The organism is Rathayibacter sp. AY1C4 (genome assembly GCF_002932195.1).
Lineage (GTDB): Bacteria > Actinomycetota > Actinomycetes > Actinomycetales > Microbacteriaceae > Rathayibacter.
This window is the reverse complement of the sequence record NZ_PSWE01000002.1, coordinates 40,693-54,562: the sequence shown is the minus strand read 5'-3', so window position 1 is coordinate 54,562 and position 13,870 is coordinate 40,693. Positions and strand designations below refer to the sequence as shown.

Genomic DNA, 13,870 nt, shown 5'->3' with positions numbered 1-13,870 from the left:
TCACGGCGGGGAGCGGGTCTTGAATCGGGGGATGACCATCGACAGCGCAGCATCCTCCTCCGTCACCCGCTCGCCGCTCGGCGACTCCGGCATCGACGTCTTCCCGCTCTCGCTCGGCGGCAACGTCTTCGGCTGGACCGCGGGGCGGCAGACCTCCTTCGACGTCCTCGACGGCTACACGGCCGCGGGCGGCGACTTCATCGACACCGCCGACGCCTACTCCGCCTGGGTCCCGGGCAACACGGGCGGCGAGTCCGAGACGATCATCGGCGAGTGGCTCGCGCAGCGCTCGGGGGACCGGGACGACGTGGTGATCGCGACGAAGGCGGGCCGCCACCCGCAGTTCACCGGCCTCGCGCCCGACACCGTGCGCGCGGCCGCCCGCGCCTCCCTCGAGCGGCTCGCGACCGACCGGATCGACCTCTACTACGCTCACTTCGACGACGAGGCCGTGCCGATGGCCGACATCGCCGCCGTGTTCTCCGAGCTCGTGGACCAGGGCCTCGTTCGCGCGATCGGAGTGTCGAACTTCAGCGCCGAGCGCGTCGCGGAGTGGCTGCGCATCGCGGGCGAGGAGGGCCTGCACGCGCCCGTCGCGCTGCAGCCGCACTACAACCTCGTGGAGCGCGGGATCGAGGCCGACCTGCTACCCCTCGCCCGCGAGGCGGGGCTGGCCGTCGTCCCCTACTCCGCCCTGGCGTCGGGATTCCTGACCGGCAAGTACCGCGACGGATCGACGCCCGAGGGTCCGCGCGCCGACGGCGCCTCCCGCTACCTCGACGGCCGCGGCCGCCGGGTGCTGGCGGCGCTCGACGCGGCGGCGGAGGCGCACGGCGCCGAGGTGGCGACGGTGGCGCTCGCGTGGCTCCGCTCGCAGCCCGGAGTGGTCGCGCCGATCGCCAGCGCCCGAGTGATGGAGCAGCTGCCGGCGCTGATCGCCTCGGCCTCCCTCGAGCTGAGCGCCGAGGAGCTCTCCGCGCTCGACGAGGCGAGCCGGGCGTAGCCGCAGACGGGCAGCCGCGGGGGCGCGTCCCCCGCGGTCGTCGACGCTCCGCGGAGGTGCTATCGTCTAACGGTGCCAAATCGCGGGCACGCCCCGAGAGGGGCTGTCAGACCCGCAGGTGCGCCCCCTTAGCTCATTGGTAGAGCACTTCCTTGGTAAGGAAGAGGTAGTGGGTCCGATTCCCACAGGGGGCTCCGTTCCCCGCAGGCCAGGCCTGCGAAGAACGCGCGGCGGGGTAGCTCAGGTGGTTAGAGCACACGGCTCATAATCGTGGTGTCGCGGGTTCAAGTCCCGCTCCCGCTACAGACGAAAACGGCGCCTGATCAGGGATTTGATCAAGCGCCGTTCTCGCTTTCCGGGGGCTCTGCAACAGCCCGTGCAACAAGCGCGTATGTGGTAGCTACGAGAACAGCATCGCGAGGCGTTCTACGGCATCCCGCTGCATCGTCGGGGTCACGTGGCTGTAGATGTTCATGGTCGTGCTGATGTTGCTGTGGCCGAGGCGCTCTTGGACCACCTTCGGGTGCACGCCGAGTTCGAGCAGCAACGTTGCATGTGTGTGCCGAAGGCCCTTTAGCGTGAGCGGCTTGAGCTGCTCGTGGCCGAGCGCGGAGCGAGCGTCGCGGACACGGTTCGACCAGCGCTTCCCGATCGCGTTGGCGTTCGGAATCTCGTTGTCGACAGTGCCGAAGGCATAGGCGCTCGCGCGGGCGAGGTCGAGGGCGAGCCGGCCGCGAGTGGCCTTCCAGCTTTTCAGCACGTCGACTGTGGCGGCATCGATGTCTACGACGCGCGCCTGACCTGTCTTCGTTGTCTTGGCAGCGTTCCGCAAGGTGACATCTGAGGCGCGACGGATGCTGATCCGTCCAGCGTCGAGGTCGATGTCTCCCCAGCGCAGGGCGATCGCTTCACCCCGCCGCATCCCGGTATTGGCGATGCAGACCCACAGTGCGTGGAACTCATCGTTCATGACGTGTCTGTTCCATCGCAGGAAGGCCGCCAGCTCGACGGCAGTCCACGCGCTCACCTCAGGCTTTTCGGCCCGAATCTGCTTGCCGGTGGGAGCTTTGACGACGCGGGTCTTTCGTGCGGGATTGACCGAGAGGTGCCCGTCGTCGCGAGCGGCGTCGAGCATTGCGCCGAGGGCTACGTGAATCTTGTTCACGCTGTTCGCGGAGAGGGGTTCTCCTCGTCCGGTCTTGTCGCGCCGGCCCGACTGGAGCAGCTCGCGGTAGTGTCTTGCGAGCCTGGTCGCGGTGAGCTGGTCGAGTCGTATGCTCCCGAGGTCAGGCACGACGTGGATGCGCATGATGCGCCGATATCCGTCCACGGTCGAGTTCGCCAGGCGCAGGCCGGCTAGCCATTCCGATGCGTACTGCTCGACGGTGGGTGCCCCTCCTCGAATGATCGTGCGGTGCTCGCGCAGCTTCTGCCTCGCGAGCTGGAGCGCGTCATCTGCGGCGTCGACGGTGGCGAAGCCCGCTCCGCCGGCGAGCCTGGTCGGCCCGTCTGGCTGCTCGGCATCGACGGGGACCCTCAGTTGCCACCGATACCGCTTGCCGGCCTTCGTCTCGTAGCTCGTGATCGAGCCGACTCCGCGACGCCTGGAGGAGCGCTTCAACTCTGGTCACCCCTTGCGATGCGGTTCATCTTTTCCGCGCTGTCGTCATCGAACAGACCGATCACAACATCTGAACCGGGTAGCCCGAGCCTCTTCGATTCGTTGAACCACTCTCTTGCTCGCCCTCGCGCCTGGCGCTCCAGCTCTACGACGTAGGCGAATGCGGGGCTTTCGGGCGGTGTGCGCGTTTTCTCGTGCATGGACGCCGCCCAGTCGCTAAAGGCTTCCTTGAAATTGTTGCGCGCCTCAAGCGGGGCGACAGCGCTCCTCCAGTTCTCCTCAGACGAGCGCACATCTTGATCACCCTGAATCCACGGGCGCTGAAATGAGCGGCCCAGCATGTCGGTGCCGTCCAGCCAGTCCAACGCGCGGGTTAGGCCGATGTGCTCGTTGGGCAGAATCTCGATCACGTTCGTGTGGCCGATCGGCAAGATGAGGGCCATCGGCGGTACTTCGAGCGCTGCTGCCAGCACGAGGATGTCGGCGAGCGTAACAGTGGTCCGTTTGCCTGTCTCCATCTCAGCGATCACCGAGCGCTTGATGGCGTGCCCCAGCGCCTCCGTTCGACGCGAAAGCGCGAGTGCTGACAGCCCGCGCTGCCCCCGGTAGGTCCTCACTTGGCGCCCCACGAGGCCGGCTACGCGATGGGGCCAGCTTGTCGGGGTTCTCTCAGGCTCTGTCACACGACACAACGTACACGGGTTGCTGAATATCTGACACCCGTGTAGGTTCCTCGATGTCGACAGATCCGCACAATGCGGTTGTAGTGTCGAATATTCGACAAAGAGAGAGAGCATGGCAATCACGGGACTGACGATGGAAGAGGCCCGCTCGCTGACCCGAGCGACGTTGACTCTGGCGGAGGTGGCGAGCCTCCTGGGCGTCGATCCTCGAACGGCCAGCGCAGCGGCCAGCGCTGGTGACATTCCGAGTGTGCGTGTCGGTCGACGCATCCTGATCCCGAGGGCGCCGCTGCTCGCGCTCCTCGACGCGACCGCGCAGGAATCCAGCGTCGATCACGAGCGCGAGCACCCGGCTGAAAGCGTCCGTAGTGAGCGGGGGCAAGCCGGGAATAGTCGGCGCAGGCCGGACCAGCGCGTGGCAGCGGGGCACCAGGGCGCGGGCACGGGCGGCCGACGATGAGCGGGCTGCTCTACTCCGCTTTCGCGCTCTTCGTCGGCGCCGGCATGACTGGCACCGAATACAACGAGGACATGTGGAAGCTCTACATCGCAGCCCGCCGCGCTCGTGATGGTGACCCTCTGACGATTGCCGATATGACGATCGCAGGGGACAACCTTGATCCGTCGAGCGCAGCTGTCCTGCCGATCCTGACCGATGTCATAGCAGCAGCTGGCTTCGCCCCGACTGCGTGGCATCCGCATGACGGGGGCTTCGGCATGGTGGTCACTCGCCGCCGGAATGTGCCGCCGCACTGGGCCGACCCGGCCGACCCGCTGGCGCTTCGACGCCAGCTCGTGGACCTCGACGGGCTAGACAAGCGCGGGGTCCCGGTTACGTTCGCGCGGACGCTCGTGCACTCTGGCGCTTCCTGCGAGGGAAACCAGTTCGAGGTAGCGGTAGAGCGAACTGATTTCGTTCGTGACGGCGTGTGGACGATCGGAGTGCCCGACCTCTGGGTCGATATCGGTTGCGACAGCATGCCGCGAGATGTCGCGGTCCAGTTCGTCTCTGCGCTGTCCGAAGCGGTCGGTGTGATGCGACTCGCGGAGGGTGGCGAAGCATGAGTGAGCCACCGTCTTTCGCTAGCTCAGAGCGCATTGATCAGCGGAAGGGAGCGCCGGACGCGCTCTACGCCGGCCGCGTGGGGCGCGATCCTGCTGAGGTTCGCCGCATCAACGAGGAGCGACAGCGAAACCTTCCACCTGAGGTGCGAGCCGCTGACCCGAGCAACCCCGACGCGACGCGCCGGCGCATCGCCGAACGAGACGACCGCGACCGAGCGCGCCGGGACTTCCGTTGATCGGGCTAGCCGGCATCGCATCAGTAGGTGATGACGATGCCGCCGGATGAGGTTCCCGCCGGCCCGGCTCTGATCCTTGCCGCGCTGCTCTGGCTCCTCGTACTAGCGCCAGATGCAATCACTTCCAGCTGCACTTTTCTGCGATCGACCTTGATCGCCACTCATCCCGACAGGAGTCACCTGAATGCGTCATCTGCCGATAATCCTGAGCGGCCGCCGCCGTCGGGCGGTCACCGCGCGAGGAGCGCGGCGGTCCGTACCGGTTGCCGCCGTGATTAGGTCGGGATGGGCGGGCGGTGCGCCGTGGTGAGCGACGGCTGGGCAGCAGAGGGCTACCCGTCCAACGATCCGAGCGACGTGCCCGACGTGTTCGACCCGGCCGGCTATCCCGACGTTCCTCCGGTCGAGCCGTCCGCGGCCGAGCGTTCGGTGAAGACCAAGAGCGCTGATGGCTCCGGCAAGGGCAAGAGCCCCGATGGCTCCGGCAAGGGACCGTCCCAAGCGACCGAGCTGGTCGAGCTGGCGAAGGAGCGGTACCGAGTGTTCAGGGGAGAGGACGGCAAGACCTACGCGGTGGAACACGACCGGCCCGGCATTGCACTGCCGCTTCGGCGGGACGGCGTGAAAGAGCAGATGGCCGCTGTCTACTTCCGCACTCACCGTCGCGCAGCGAGCGGCAGTGCGCTATCGGACATGCTGACAGTGCTCGCAGGGGAGGCCCTTGAAACGGCTCCCGAGCCAGTCGCGATCAGGGTGGCCCGATATGAGGGCCGCGTGTACCTGGACCTAGGGACCGCGGATGCACGAGCAGTGGAAGTGGACCGCACCGGCTGGCGACTGGTCTCTTCATCGCCGGCGCTCTTCCGGCGAACAGAATCGGTGTCCCCGCTTCCCGCGCCCGCCGCGAGCGGCTCGCTTGACGGACTCCGTTCGTTGCTCAACGTCTCCGAAAGTGGCTTCCGGCTGGTGGTCGGTTGGCTCCTAGCGGCACTCATCCCGGACATTGGTCACCCAATTCTCGCGCTCACGGGGCAGCAAGGAACGGCCAAGACCACCGCCGCCCGAATCGTGCTCTCGATGATCGATCCGTCGCCGGGCGGGGTCGATTCGCCGCCCACCGACGCGGAAGGGTGGGCAGTGAAGGCCTACAACAGTCACGCGGTCGGCCTCGACAACGTGTCACGTCTGGCGCCGTGGTTTCAGGATGCCCTGTGCCGCGCTGTCACCGGTGAATCCTTTGCCCGTCGTGCCCGCTACTCCGATGACACGATCACCTACCTGACGTTCCGCAGCCCGATCGTCATTACCTCGATCGATCCCGGTGCTCTGCAGGGCGACGTTGCCGATCGCTTGCTGCCGATCACGCTGGACCCGCTGGCCGGCAAGTATCGCCCCGAATCGGAAATCATGGCCGAGGTTGACGCTGCTCGGCCCGGTGCTCTCGGCGCGCTGCTGTCGATGCTTGCGAAAGTGCTTGACGCTCTTCCGACCGTGACTCTGGACGACACGCCTCGAATGGCCGACTTCGCCCGCGTCCTCGCCGCGCTCGATGTCGTGACTGGTTGGACGACCCTGGCGGACTATCTCGATGCGGCCCGCACTGCTGCGCAGAACGTCACCGAAGCGGATTCCTTCGCCACGGCCGTGCGAGACCTAATTGACGCCCGTGGGCGCTGGGAGGGCACGCCAGCCGAATTGTTGGCAGAGCTCACGGGAGAGGGGCGCCAACCCGCGGACTGGCCCAAGACGGCGCAGGCAGTCGCGGGCAAGCTCTCGCGGCTGACTCCAGCTCTCAAAGCGTCGGGCGTGATGGTCGAGAAACTCGCGCACTCGCGGAGGGGCACTCCCTACCTGCTCTCGACGATCGCAGCGAACGTCTGTGACTCATGCCGCCTACCCCTGACCGAATCTGACGTTCTAGCCGGCTATCGCACTCATGTGAGTTGCGACTTTTGACCTTGACAGGAGAACCCGAGATGACCGAAACGATCCCCAGTGAGCAGCTCGACCGGCGTTGGAATGACGCCCTGGAACTGTTCGCGTTTGCGCAGCGCGCGAAGGAGATGAGCCCCGGCTCGATCGAGAAGCGAGAGCGGCATGTTCGCGAGTTCGCGCGGGCCTGCTCGACTCCGCCGCAGCTGGTGGAGTGGGAACAGATACGCGCCTTCTTAGATCGGATGCGCATCGACGGTTACGCGGACAACTCGATCCGCACGAAACGGTCGAGCCTCCGCGCGTTCTTTCACTGGTCCTACAAGACAGGCCGGACTGCTGTCGATCCGTCCGCGGAACCGTCGAGTAGACATTCCGAACTCCCGCCGCCCCCTGCATGGATCCCCGAGCTGGCCGCTTTCCGCAGCTACTTGCGGGGGATCGGTCGCACTGAGGAGACGATCCGGACGCGCACCAACGCAGTTCGCAGGTTCGCTCGCGAGAACCCGAGCCTGACTCCCTGGGCTGTCACGCTCGATGACTTGGTGGACTGGATGGGCGCGCACCGCTGGGCACCTGAAACGCGAAAGCTGCACCGGGATGCGTTCAAGGCCTTCTATCGCTGGGCGGTCGACACCGAGCGCACAATCTCCGATCCCGCCTCGCGGCTTCCTGTCGTTCGCGGCGGTGCTTCCCAGCCGGCGATCGTGCTTGATGATGCCTATGCTCTTGCGCTCGTCAAGGCAGACAGTCGGGAGAGGCTGGCTCTCCGTCTCGGCGCCGAGCTGGGGCTGCGGCGCGGCGAGGCGGTGCAGGTCCACTCGCGGGACCTGGTGCAGACGCACGAGGGGTGGGCGTTGACCGTGCACGGGAAGGGTCGAAAGGTGCGCCAGCTACCTCTGACGCCCTCGCTCGCGACCATCCTCCGTGAGGCGCCCCAGGGTTGGGCTTTCCCGGGCGGCGATCGAGGGCACCTCTCTGCCGCCTGGATGGGTCACCTCGTATCCCAGCTCCTTCCAGTTGGCGTGAGCATGCACGCACTTCGGCACCGATTCGCTACTCGTGCCTACGGCGTAGACCGGGACGTGTTCGCCGTGCAGCAGCTCCTTGGGCACTCATCCCCACAGACCACCCAGCGTTACGTCCGAGTGTCTGATTCCAGCCTTCGCCGGCTGGTAGAGGCGGTCGGCTCGTGACTGACACTCACGCGCAGGTGGACAAGCCGCAGCAGGCGCGCGACGCGGAGCGTGCTGCTGAGCTGCTCCGCGCATCTGGCTCGCATCCAGTGCCCTTGGCCGTAGCCGAGTTGCTCGATTCGGTCGCTGCCTACTGGACGCAGTGGCTGCCCGCTTCGCCTACCCGGATGGATCGGGCAGCAGCTGCACTCGTGCGGACAGCGATCGATTTCTACGACCCGCCACAACCTGACCCCGCGCCCGATGACGAGCGATCTGCCTGAGAGAGCGCCAGCACCTAAGACTCTCGAGGAGGTGCTGGACCGGCTAGTGAGGGGTGACCTCGACCTCATGACGGTCTCGCCCGTCCTGCGACTCATCGTCCTGCACGCGTACGACCAGGGCCACGCCGCTGGCCGCACGTCATGTCAGAAGGAGCTTGATAGGAGTAACCGCGAGGCGGATCGCTTGTGGCTCCAGTTGAACAACTCCCCTGCGGAGGTGGAAGAGATTCTGCGCAATCAGATGGACGAGGGATCGCGCACCTACTGGGAGGAGTGGCTGCGCGGAGAGCACGACGGATTGGCGCCGGAGGAGTCCGCTTCGCTGTCGGCGGAGCCCACTGCGTGTGAGGGCCTCACCGCGTAGCAAGCTGTCCACTTACCGCCGGTAAGTGTTGATGTTGCGGAGTAGCAAGCTATCGACTTAGTGCACCTAAGTCCGTTGTCCTCGATGGCGTGCGCCGCGAGTTCGGTTGCACCTGGGCTTCGTTCGAATGACACGCGCGGCGATCTCTGGCGCCGAGCAGCAGCATCCACGAGTGCGGGCAGCGCGGTCCCGTCCCGAGCGTGCGCACCGAGCGCTGGCCGCGTCCACGAGCGCGAGCAGCGCGGGCACGTCCCGAGCGTGCACCACGAGCGGCGAGCATCGTGCACCGCGAGCGGCGAGCACGGTGCACCACGAGCGACGAGCGGCGAGCACCGTGCACCGGGCGCCACGAGCACCGGGCACCGGGCAGCACGAGCGGCAGCCGGCGGGCAGCACGAGCGGCGAGCACCGGGCAGCACGAGCGGCGAGCAGCGGGCAGCACGAGCGGCGAGCACCGGGCAGCACGAGCGGCAGCCGGCGGATAGCAGGCAGCAGCGGCCGGCGGGCACCACGAGCGACGGGCACCGTGCACCGCGAGCGACGGGCACCGGGCACCGCGAGCGACGGGCGCCGGGCACCGCGAGCGACGGGCGCCGGGCACCGCGAGCGACGGGCGCCGGGCACCACGAGCGACGGGCGCCGGGCGCCGGGCACCGCGAGCGACGGGCGCCGGGCACCGCGAGCGACGGGCGCCGGGCACCACGAGCGGCGAGCGACGGGCGCCGGGCACCGCGAGCGGCGAGCGCCGGGCACCACGAGCGGCGAGCGACGGGCACCGGGCACCACGAGCGACGGGCACCGGGCACCACGAGCGGCGAGCGACGGGCGCCGGGCACCGCGAGCGGCGAGCCACGGGCACCACGAGCGGCGAGCGACGGGCACCACGAGCGGCGAGCGACGGGCACCACGAGCGGCGAGCGACGGGCACCACGAGCGGCGAGCGACGGGCACCGGGCACCGCGACCACCGTGCACCGTGCACCACGAACCCGGGCACCGCGACCACCGTGCACCGTGCACCACGAACCCGGGCACCGCGACCACCGTGCACCGTGCACCACGAACCCGGGCACCGGGCACCGTGCACCACGAACCCGGGCACCGTGCACCACGAACCCGGGCACCGGGCACCACGAGCAGCGGCCGGCGGGCAGCAGACAGCGAGCACCGAACGCCGGGCACGAACGACGGGCACGAGCAACGTGCGTCGAGCACCGAGCGTGGGCAGCTCGCACGGCGAGGGCCGGCACCAGGCAGAAGGAACCGCACGACCAGCGAGCACGAGCCACGAGCGACGGGCACGACGAGCGACGGGCACGACGAGCACCGGGTGTCGCGTGTCGCGTGGGAGCAGCAGCGGGCACTCGACGCGACAGCCAGCGGTTCGAGACAACTCGGCCCGATCGAGGACCTGCGTCCGGCCTTGGTGGTCGGGCTACCGACTCCCGGCCGTTGGCGATCCATACAAGAGCGAGCTGCTCGGTTCGAGCAATCGTTCGGGCTCGAAGCTCAGCTCGCATCGTCAGCTCGGTGCGTGAGGATGGGTCGTTTTTTGAGAGGTCGTCCGTACCTCCGCCTGCGGGCAGCACGGAATTCTCTCTCTACCAGGGTTTTTCCGAAAAAACGGGTTCGGGTTTCCCTTGGAATGACCGGGATCGGACACTGACGTGAAGGCCCTCGCGGTTTCTCCGCACTGCCCCATCCAGAACGAGGAGCAAGATCAGTGACGGCGCTCTACTTCCCTTTTTTGAGCAGCACAATGCAGCGGAACTTCGTTCCGCTTACGACTCGTGACAGTAGCCGACGCTGGTTCGTCAGTGCAAGTTTCATCTACAGGTGCGCCACTCGTAAGCGGGAGCGTTCAGCATCAGCCCCAGATCCTTCGTCCTGGCAAATCGGATGGCGTGCCGGGCAGGCCGCGCTCGACGGTGCTCGAGACTGGTCGCGCCCGGGCCTGCACGTGCTGCTCCTAGCGGTCGTCCGCTGCCCGTGCCCAGTGCAGCGCTGCCCGGAGTCATGCGGCTCAGGGTGGCTCGCTGCCCATGGTCTCGTGCTCGATGCCCGCCGGCTCCGTGATCGCTGGCCGTGGCCGTGGCCGCGCGGTGCTGGCAGTCGCCGCACGAGCTGCTCGCTGCCTGCCAGCTCGCTACCCGGCGCTTGGTCCCGCTGTTCGGTCTCCGCGCCCACGCTCGCGCTCGTCGTGCCCGGTAGCTGCCACCTCCTGTGCCTACGCTCGCGCTCGCGCCCGTCGTGCCCGGTGTCAGCCGCTCAGTGCCCGCTCCCTGGTGCTCCCGCTCTCGTTCGTCGTGCCCGGTGCCCGCGCTCGTAGTGCTCGTGCTCGTGGGGTGCCCGGTGCTCCCGCTGCCGCTCGAGGCCGGTGCTCCCGCTCCCGCTCCCGCTCCCGCCCGGCGCCCGGCGCCCGGTGCTCCCGCTCGTGCTCCTGCTATCTGGTGCTGGCCGTAACTGCCCAGCTGCTCGCTGCCTGTCGACTCGGAGCCTGCTGCTCCGGTGCCGACGCTCGCGCTCGCGCTCATCGTGCTCGATGCCTGCTGCTCCCTGGTCGTGGTGGTGCGGTGTTTGCTGCCTGGTGCTGGCCGTCTCCGCGCGAGCCGCTCGGCGCCTACCGCTCGCGCCCGGTACCCGGTACTGCCGCTGCCGCTGCCGCTGCCGCTGCCGCTCGCGCTCGGCGTTCTCGGTACCTGCCGGCTCGGTGCCTGCTGTCCGGTGCTGGCCGTCACCGCGCGAGCCGCTCGGCGCGTGCCGCTCGCGCCGGCCCCCGGTGCCAGGTACTGCCGCTGCCGCTGCCGCTGCCGCTGCCGCTCGAGCACGGTGCTCCCGCTCCCGCCGCCGCTCCCGCTCCCGCCGCCGCTCCCGCTCCCGCCGCCGCTGGCCCGTCTCAGCGGGAGCCGCTCGGCGCGTGCCGCTCGCGCTCGCCACCGGTGCCCGGTGCTGCCACTGCTGCTCGAGCACGGTGCTGCCGCCGCCGCCGCCGCCGCCGCCGCCGCTGCCGCTCCCGCTGCCGCTCCTGCTGCCGCTGGCCCGTCTCAGCGGGAGCCGCTCGGCGCGTGCCGCTCGCGCTCGCCACCGGTGCCCGGTGCTGCCACTGCTGCTCGAGTACGCCGCTGCCGCTGCCGCTCGCGCTCGGCGTTCTCGGTACCTGCCGGGCTCGATACCTGCCGGCTCGGTACCTGCTGTCCGGTGCTGGCCGTCACCGCGCGAGCCGCTCGGCGCCTGCCGCTCGCACCCGCTCCCGGTGCCAGGTACTGCCGCTGCCGCTCGAGCACGCTGCTGCCGCCGCTGCCGCCGCTCCCGCTGCCGCTGGCCCGTCTCCGCGCGAGCCGCGCGGCGCGTGCCGCTCGCGCCCGGGACCCGGTACTGCCGCTGCCGATCGAGCACGGTGCTCCCGCTCCCGCTCCCGCTCCCGCTCCCGCTGCCGCTCCCGCTCCCGCTCCCGCTGCCGCTCCCGCTGCCGCTCCCGCTCGCCCGTCACCGCGCGAGCCGCTCGGCGCGTGCCGCTCGCGTCCGCCACCGGTGCCCGGTGCTGCCGCTGCCGCTCGAGCACGGTGCTGCCGCCGCCGCCGCTCCCGCTGCCGCTGGCCCGTCTCCGCGCGAGCCGCTCGGCGCGTGCCGCTCCCGCTCGCCACCGGTGCCCGGTGCTCCCGCTGCTGCTCGAGTACGCCGCTGCCGCTCGCGCTCGTCGTTCTCGGTACCTGCCGGCTCGGTGCCTGCTGTCTGGTGCTGGCCGTCACCGCGCGAGCCTCTCGGCGCCTGCCGCTCGCGTGCGGTGCTCCCGCGGCTGCTCGTGCCCGCTGCCCGGTGCCACATCGTGGTCGTGCGGTGCCTGTTCCCTGGTGCTGGCCGTCACCGCGCTAGGTGCTCGCTGCTCGGTGCTCCCGCTGCCACCCGTCGTGCCCGGTGCTCCGGCTCCCGCTCTCGCCCGGTGCCCGCCGGATCGGTGCCTGCTGCCTAGTGCTGGCCGCCACCGCGCGCGCTGCTCGCTGCCCGGTGCGCGCGCTCGTCGTGCCCGGTGCCCGCTGCTCGCTGCTGGCCGTCACCGAGCTAGCTGCTCGGTGCTCCCGCTGCCGCCCTCCGCTCTCGCTCGTGCCCGTCGTGCCCCGTGCTTGGCACTCCCGCTGCCCGCTGCCGCCCCCGCCGGCCCGGTGCTCGGTGGTCGTGGTCGTGCGGTGCCTGCTGCCTGATGCTGGCCGTCACCGCGAGCCGCTCGCTGCTCGCCCCTCGGTGCTTGAGCTGCTGCCCGCGCTCCCGCTCGTGCCCCGTGCTCGTGCTTGTGCACGTCGCGTGCGGTGCCCGCCGGCCCGGTGGTCGTGGTCGTGCGCTGCCTGGTGCTGGCCGTCACCGCGCGAGATGCTCGGCTGGCTGGCTGGCTGGCTGGCTGGCTGCCTGTCGGCTCGGTGCTCCCGCTCGCGTCAGCGGCCGATCTCCCGCTCCGCTCGCGCTCGTGCCCGGTGCTCCGCTCGCGCTCGTGCCCGGTGCTCGCGCCCGCCATCGTGCCAATCTCCACCATGTCAAGATGTCGTCAAGCGGCGGGTCGCAGACGACTGGCCGGGGGGAACTCTGGAGGGCTAGTGCCGAACACCAAAGAGAAGACTGTGTACTTCTTCGAGCCGATCGTTCTCGACCAGCACGATCAGGTAGTCGAGCTACCTGATGAGTTTTGGTCACTTCTACACACGCACGTAGCGGGTCTGCCCGAGGCGAAGCGCCGAGGAGAATTCTTCGGCCGCAAGGTAGAGGGTGAAGCCAAGGACGAAGCCTCCCCGGAGGCGGACTACTTCTACGTTGGGCGTCTACGGCCGGGCTCGGACTGGCCTGATGCCACAACGGCCGACGGCCAGTTCGGATCGTTGGCCTCGACGGGCGCGGTCCGCTCCCTGCACGAGCCCGCCTACCTCCTCAATGTCAGCGGCACCCCGTACGTTGCAGTGATGCGGTCTTCCGCCGGTCCATCGATCACCGTTCTTGCACAATGGCTCAGCATGGTTGCCGGCTACACCACCGCTGAGGAGCGACTGGAACTGCGACCCTACGTGAGAAGGGATCAGCTGGAGCGTCTGGGGCGGGCACAGAGCGCGGCGAAGCTCCACATCAAGGTCGACGCGGGAGCGATGGACGAGTTCGAGCCGGCATCGGAGATGGGCCAGGCGCTGAAGACGGCTCAGAGCATCGGTGCCGGTGGAGCCTCAGTGGAGATGATCGTCAGCTTCGGTAACGCGAAACCTGACGACATCGCTGGCGCGCAGCTCATCGAGGGAGTTCGTGAGCTGATCGAGAACGTGCCCTACGCCAGAGCCAAGGCGACGGTTATCGTGGACGAAGAGGCTGCCGGGTTGCAGCGGGACAAGATCGACTTCGCCGCAGACCGGATCACCGTTCGTCAGCAAGTGGGCGTCAACGAGGACGAGGAGCCCACCCCCACTGTCGTCCTGAACGCGATGTATCAGGCGATCAGCCAGTTCAAGGCACTGATTGCGACCAACTAGACGAGGA

9 protein-coding genes and 2 tRNA genes are annotated in these 13,870 nt (G+C 68.9%); 9 read left to right on the top strand and 2 right to left on the bottom strand.

Annotated elements, in window-relative coordinates; all coding sequences use genetic code 11:
• The first annotated feature begins 31 nt into the window (after nucleotides 1–31).
• From C5C99_RS01440 to C5C99_RS01430, 3 genes are all read left to right on the top strand, one after another.
• Nucleotides 32–1,003 carry an aldo/keto reductase gene (locus tag C5C99_RS01440; protein ID WP_104339481.1) on the top strand — a complete coding sequence of 324 codons (972 nt, stop codon included), beginning with the start codon at nucleotides 32–34 and terminating at the stop codon, nucleotides 1,001–1,003.
• A 122-nt stretch (nucleotides 1,004–1,125) separates the two neighbouring features.
• Nucleotides 1,126–1,197: transfer RNA gene (locus C5C99_RS01435), tRNA-Thr, on the top strand.
• A gap of 35 nt (nucleotides 1,198–1,232) precedes the next feature.
• A tRNA-Met gene (locus C5C99_RS01430) sits at nucleotides 1,233–1,306 on the top strand.
• Between the two features lie 97 nt (nucleotides 1,307–1,403).
• Here the strand turns inward: C5C99_RS01430 and C5C99_RS01425 are convergent.
• Nucleotides 1,404–2,624 carry a site-specific integrase gene (locus tag C5C99_RS01425; protein ID WP_104339480.1) on the bottom strand — a complete coding sequence of 407 codons (1,221 nt, stop codon included), beginning with the start codon at nucleotides 2,622–2,624 and terminating at the stop codon, nucleotides 1,404–1,406.
• On the bottom strand, nucleotides 2,621–3,241 hold the full coding sequence (locus tag C5C99_RS01420; RefSeq protein WP_146085452.1) for a helix-turn-helix domain-containing protein: 621 nt from the start codon (nucleotides 3,239–3,241) through the stop codon (nucleotides 2,621–2,623). The genes C5C99_RS01425 and C5C99_RS01420 overlap by 4 nt, the downstream gene beginning before the upstream one ends.
• A gap of 178 nt (nucleotides 3,242–3,419) precedes the next feature.
• Here C5C99_RS01420 and C5C99_RS01415 point away from each other — a divergent pair, with 178 nt between their 5' ends.
• The 6 genes from C5C99_RS01415 to C5C99_RS01380 all read left to right on the top strand — a co-directional run bounded on the left by C5C99_RS01415 (nucleotide 3,420) and on the right by C5C99_RS01380 (nucleotide 13,863).
• Entirely contained in the window at nucleotides 3,420–3,767 is a 348-nt protein-coding gene (locus tag C5C99_RS01415; protein WP_104339478.1) for a helix-turn-helix domain-containing protein, read from the top strand.
• A complete protein-coding gene (locus C5C99_RS01410; protein ID WP_104339477.1) occupies nucleotides 3,764–4,372 on the top strand; it encodes a hypothetical protein in 609 nt (202 codons plus the stop codon). Before C5C99_RS01415 ends, C5C99_RS01410 begins: the two co-directional genes overlap by 4 nt.
• Nucleotides 4,373–4,914: 542 nt before the next feature.
• Nucleotides 4,915–6,564, top strand: a complete 1,650-nt coding sequence (locus tag C5C99_RS01405) for an ATP-binding protein (protein WP_181074523.1) — start codon at nucleotides 4,915–4,917, stop codon at nucleotides 6,562–6,564.
• A gap of 20 nt (nucleotides 6,565–6,584) precedes the next feature.
• On the top strand, nucleotides 6,585–7,736 hold the full coding sequence (locus C5C99_RS01400; RefSeq protein ID WP_219813596.1) for a tyrosine-type recombinase/integrase: 1,152 nt from the start codon (nucleotides 6,585–6,587) through the stop codon (nucleotides 7,734–7,736).
• A 243-nt stretch (nucleotides 7,737–7,979) separates the two neighbouring features.
• Entirely contained in the window at nucleotides 7,980–8,363 is a 384-nt protein-coding gene (locus tag C5C99_RS01395) for a hypothetical protein (protein ID WP_146085451.1), read from the top strand.
• A gap of 4,585 nt (nucleotides 8,364–12,948) precedes the next feature.
• On the top strand, nucleotides 12,949–13,863 hold the full coding sequence (locus tag C5C99_RS01380; RefSeq protein ID WP_104339474.1) for a hypothetical protein: 915 nt from the start codon (nucleotides 12,949–12,951) through the stop codon (nucleotides 13,861–13,863).
• Nucleotides 13,864–13,870 lie beyond the last annotated feature (7 nt).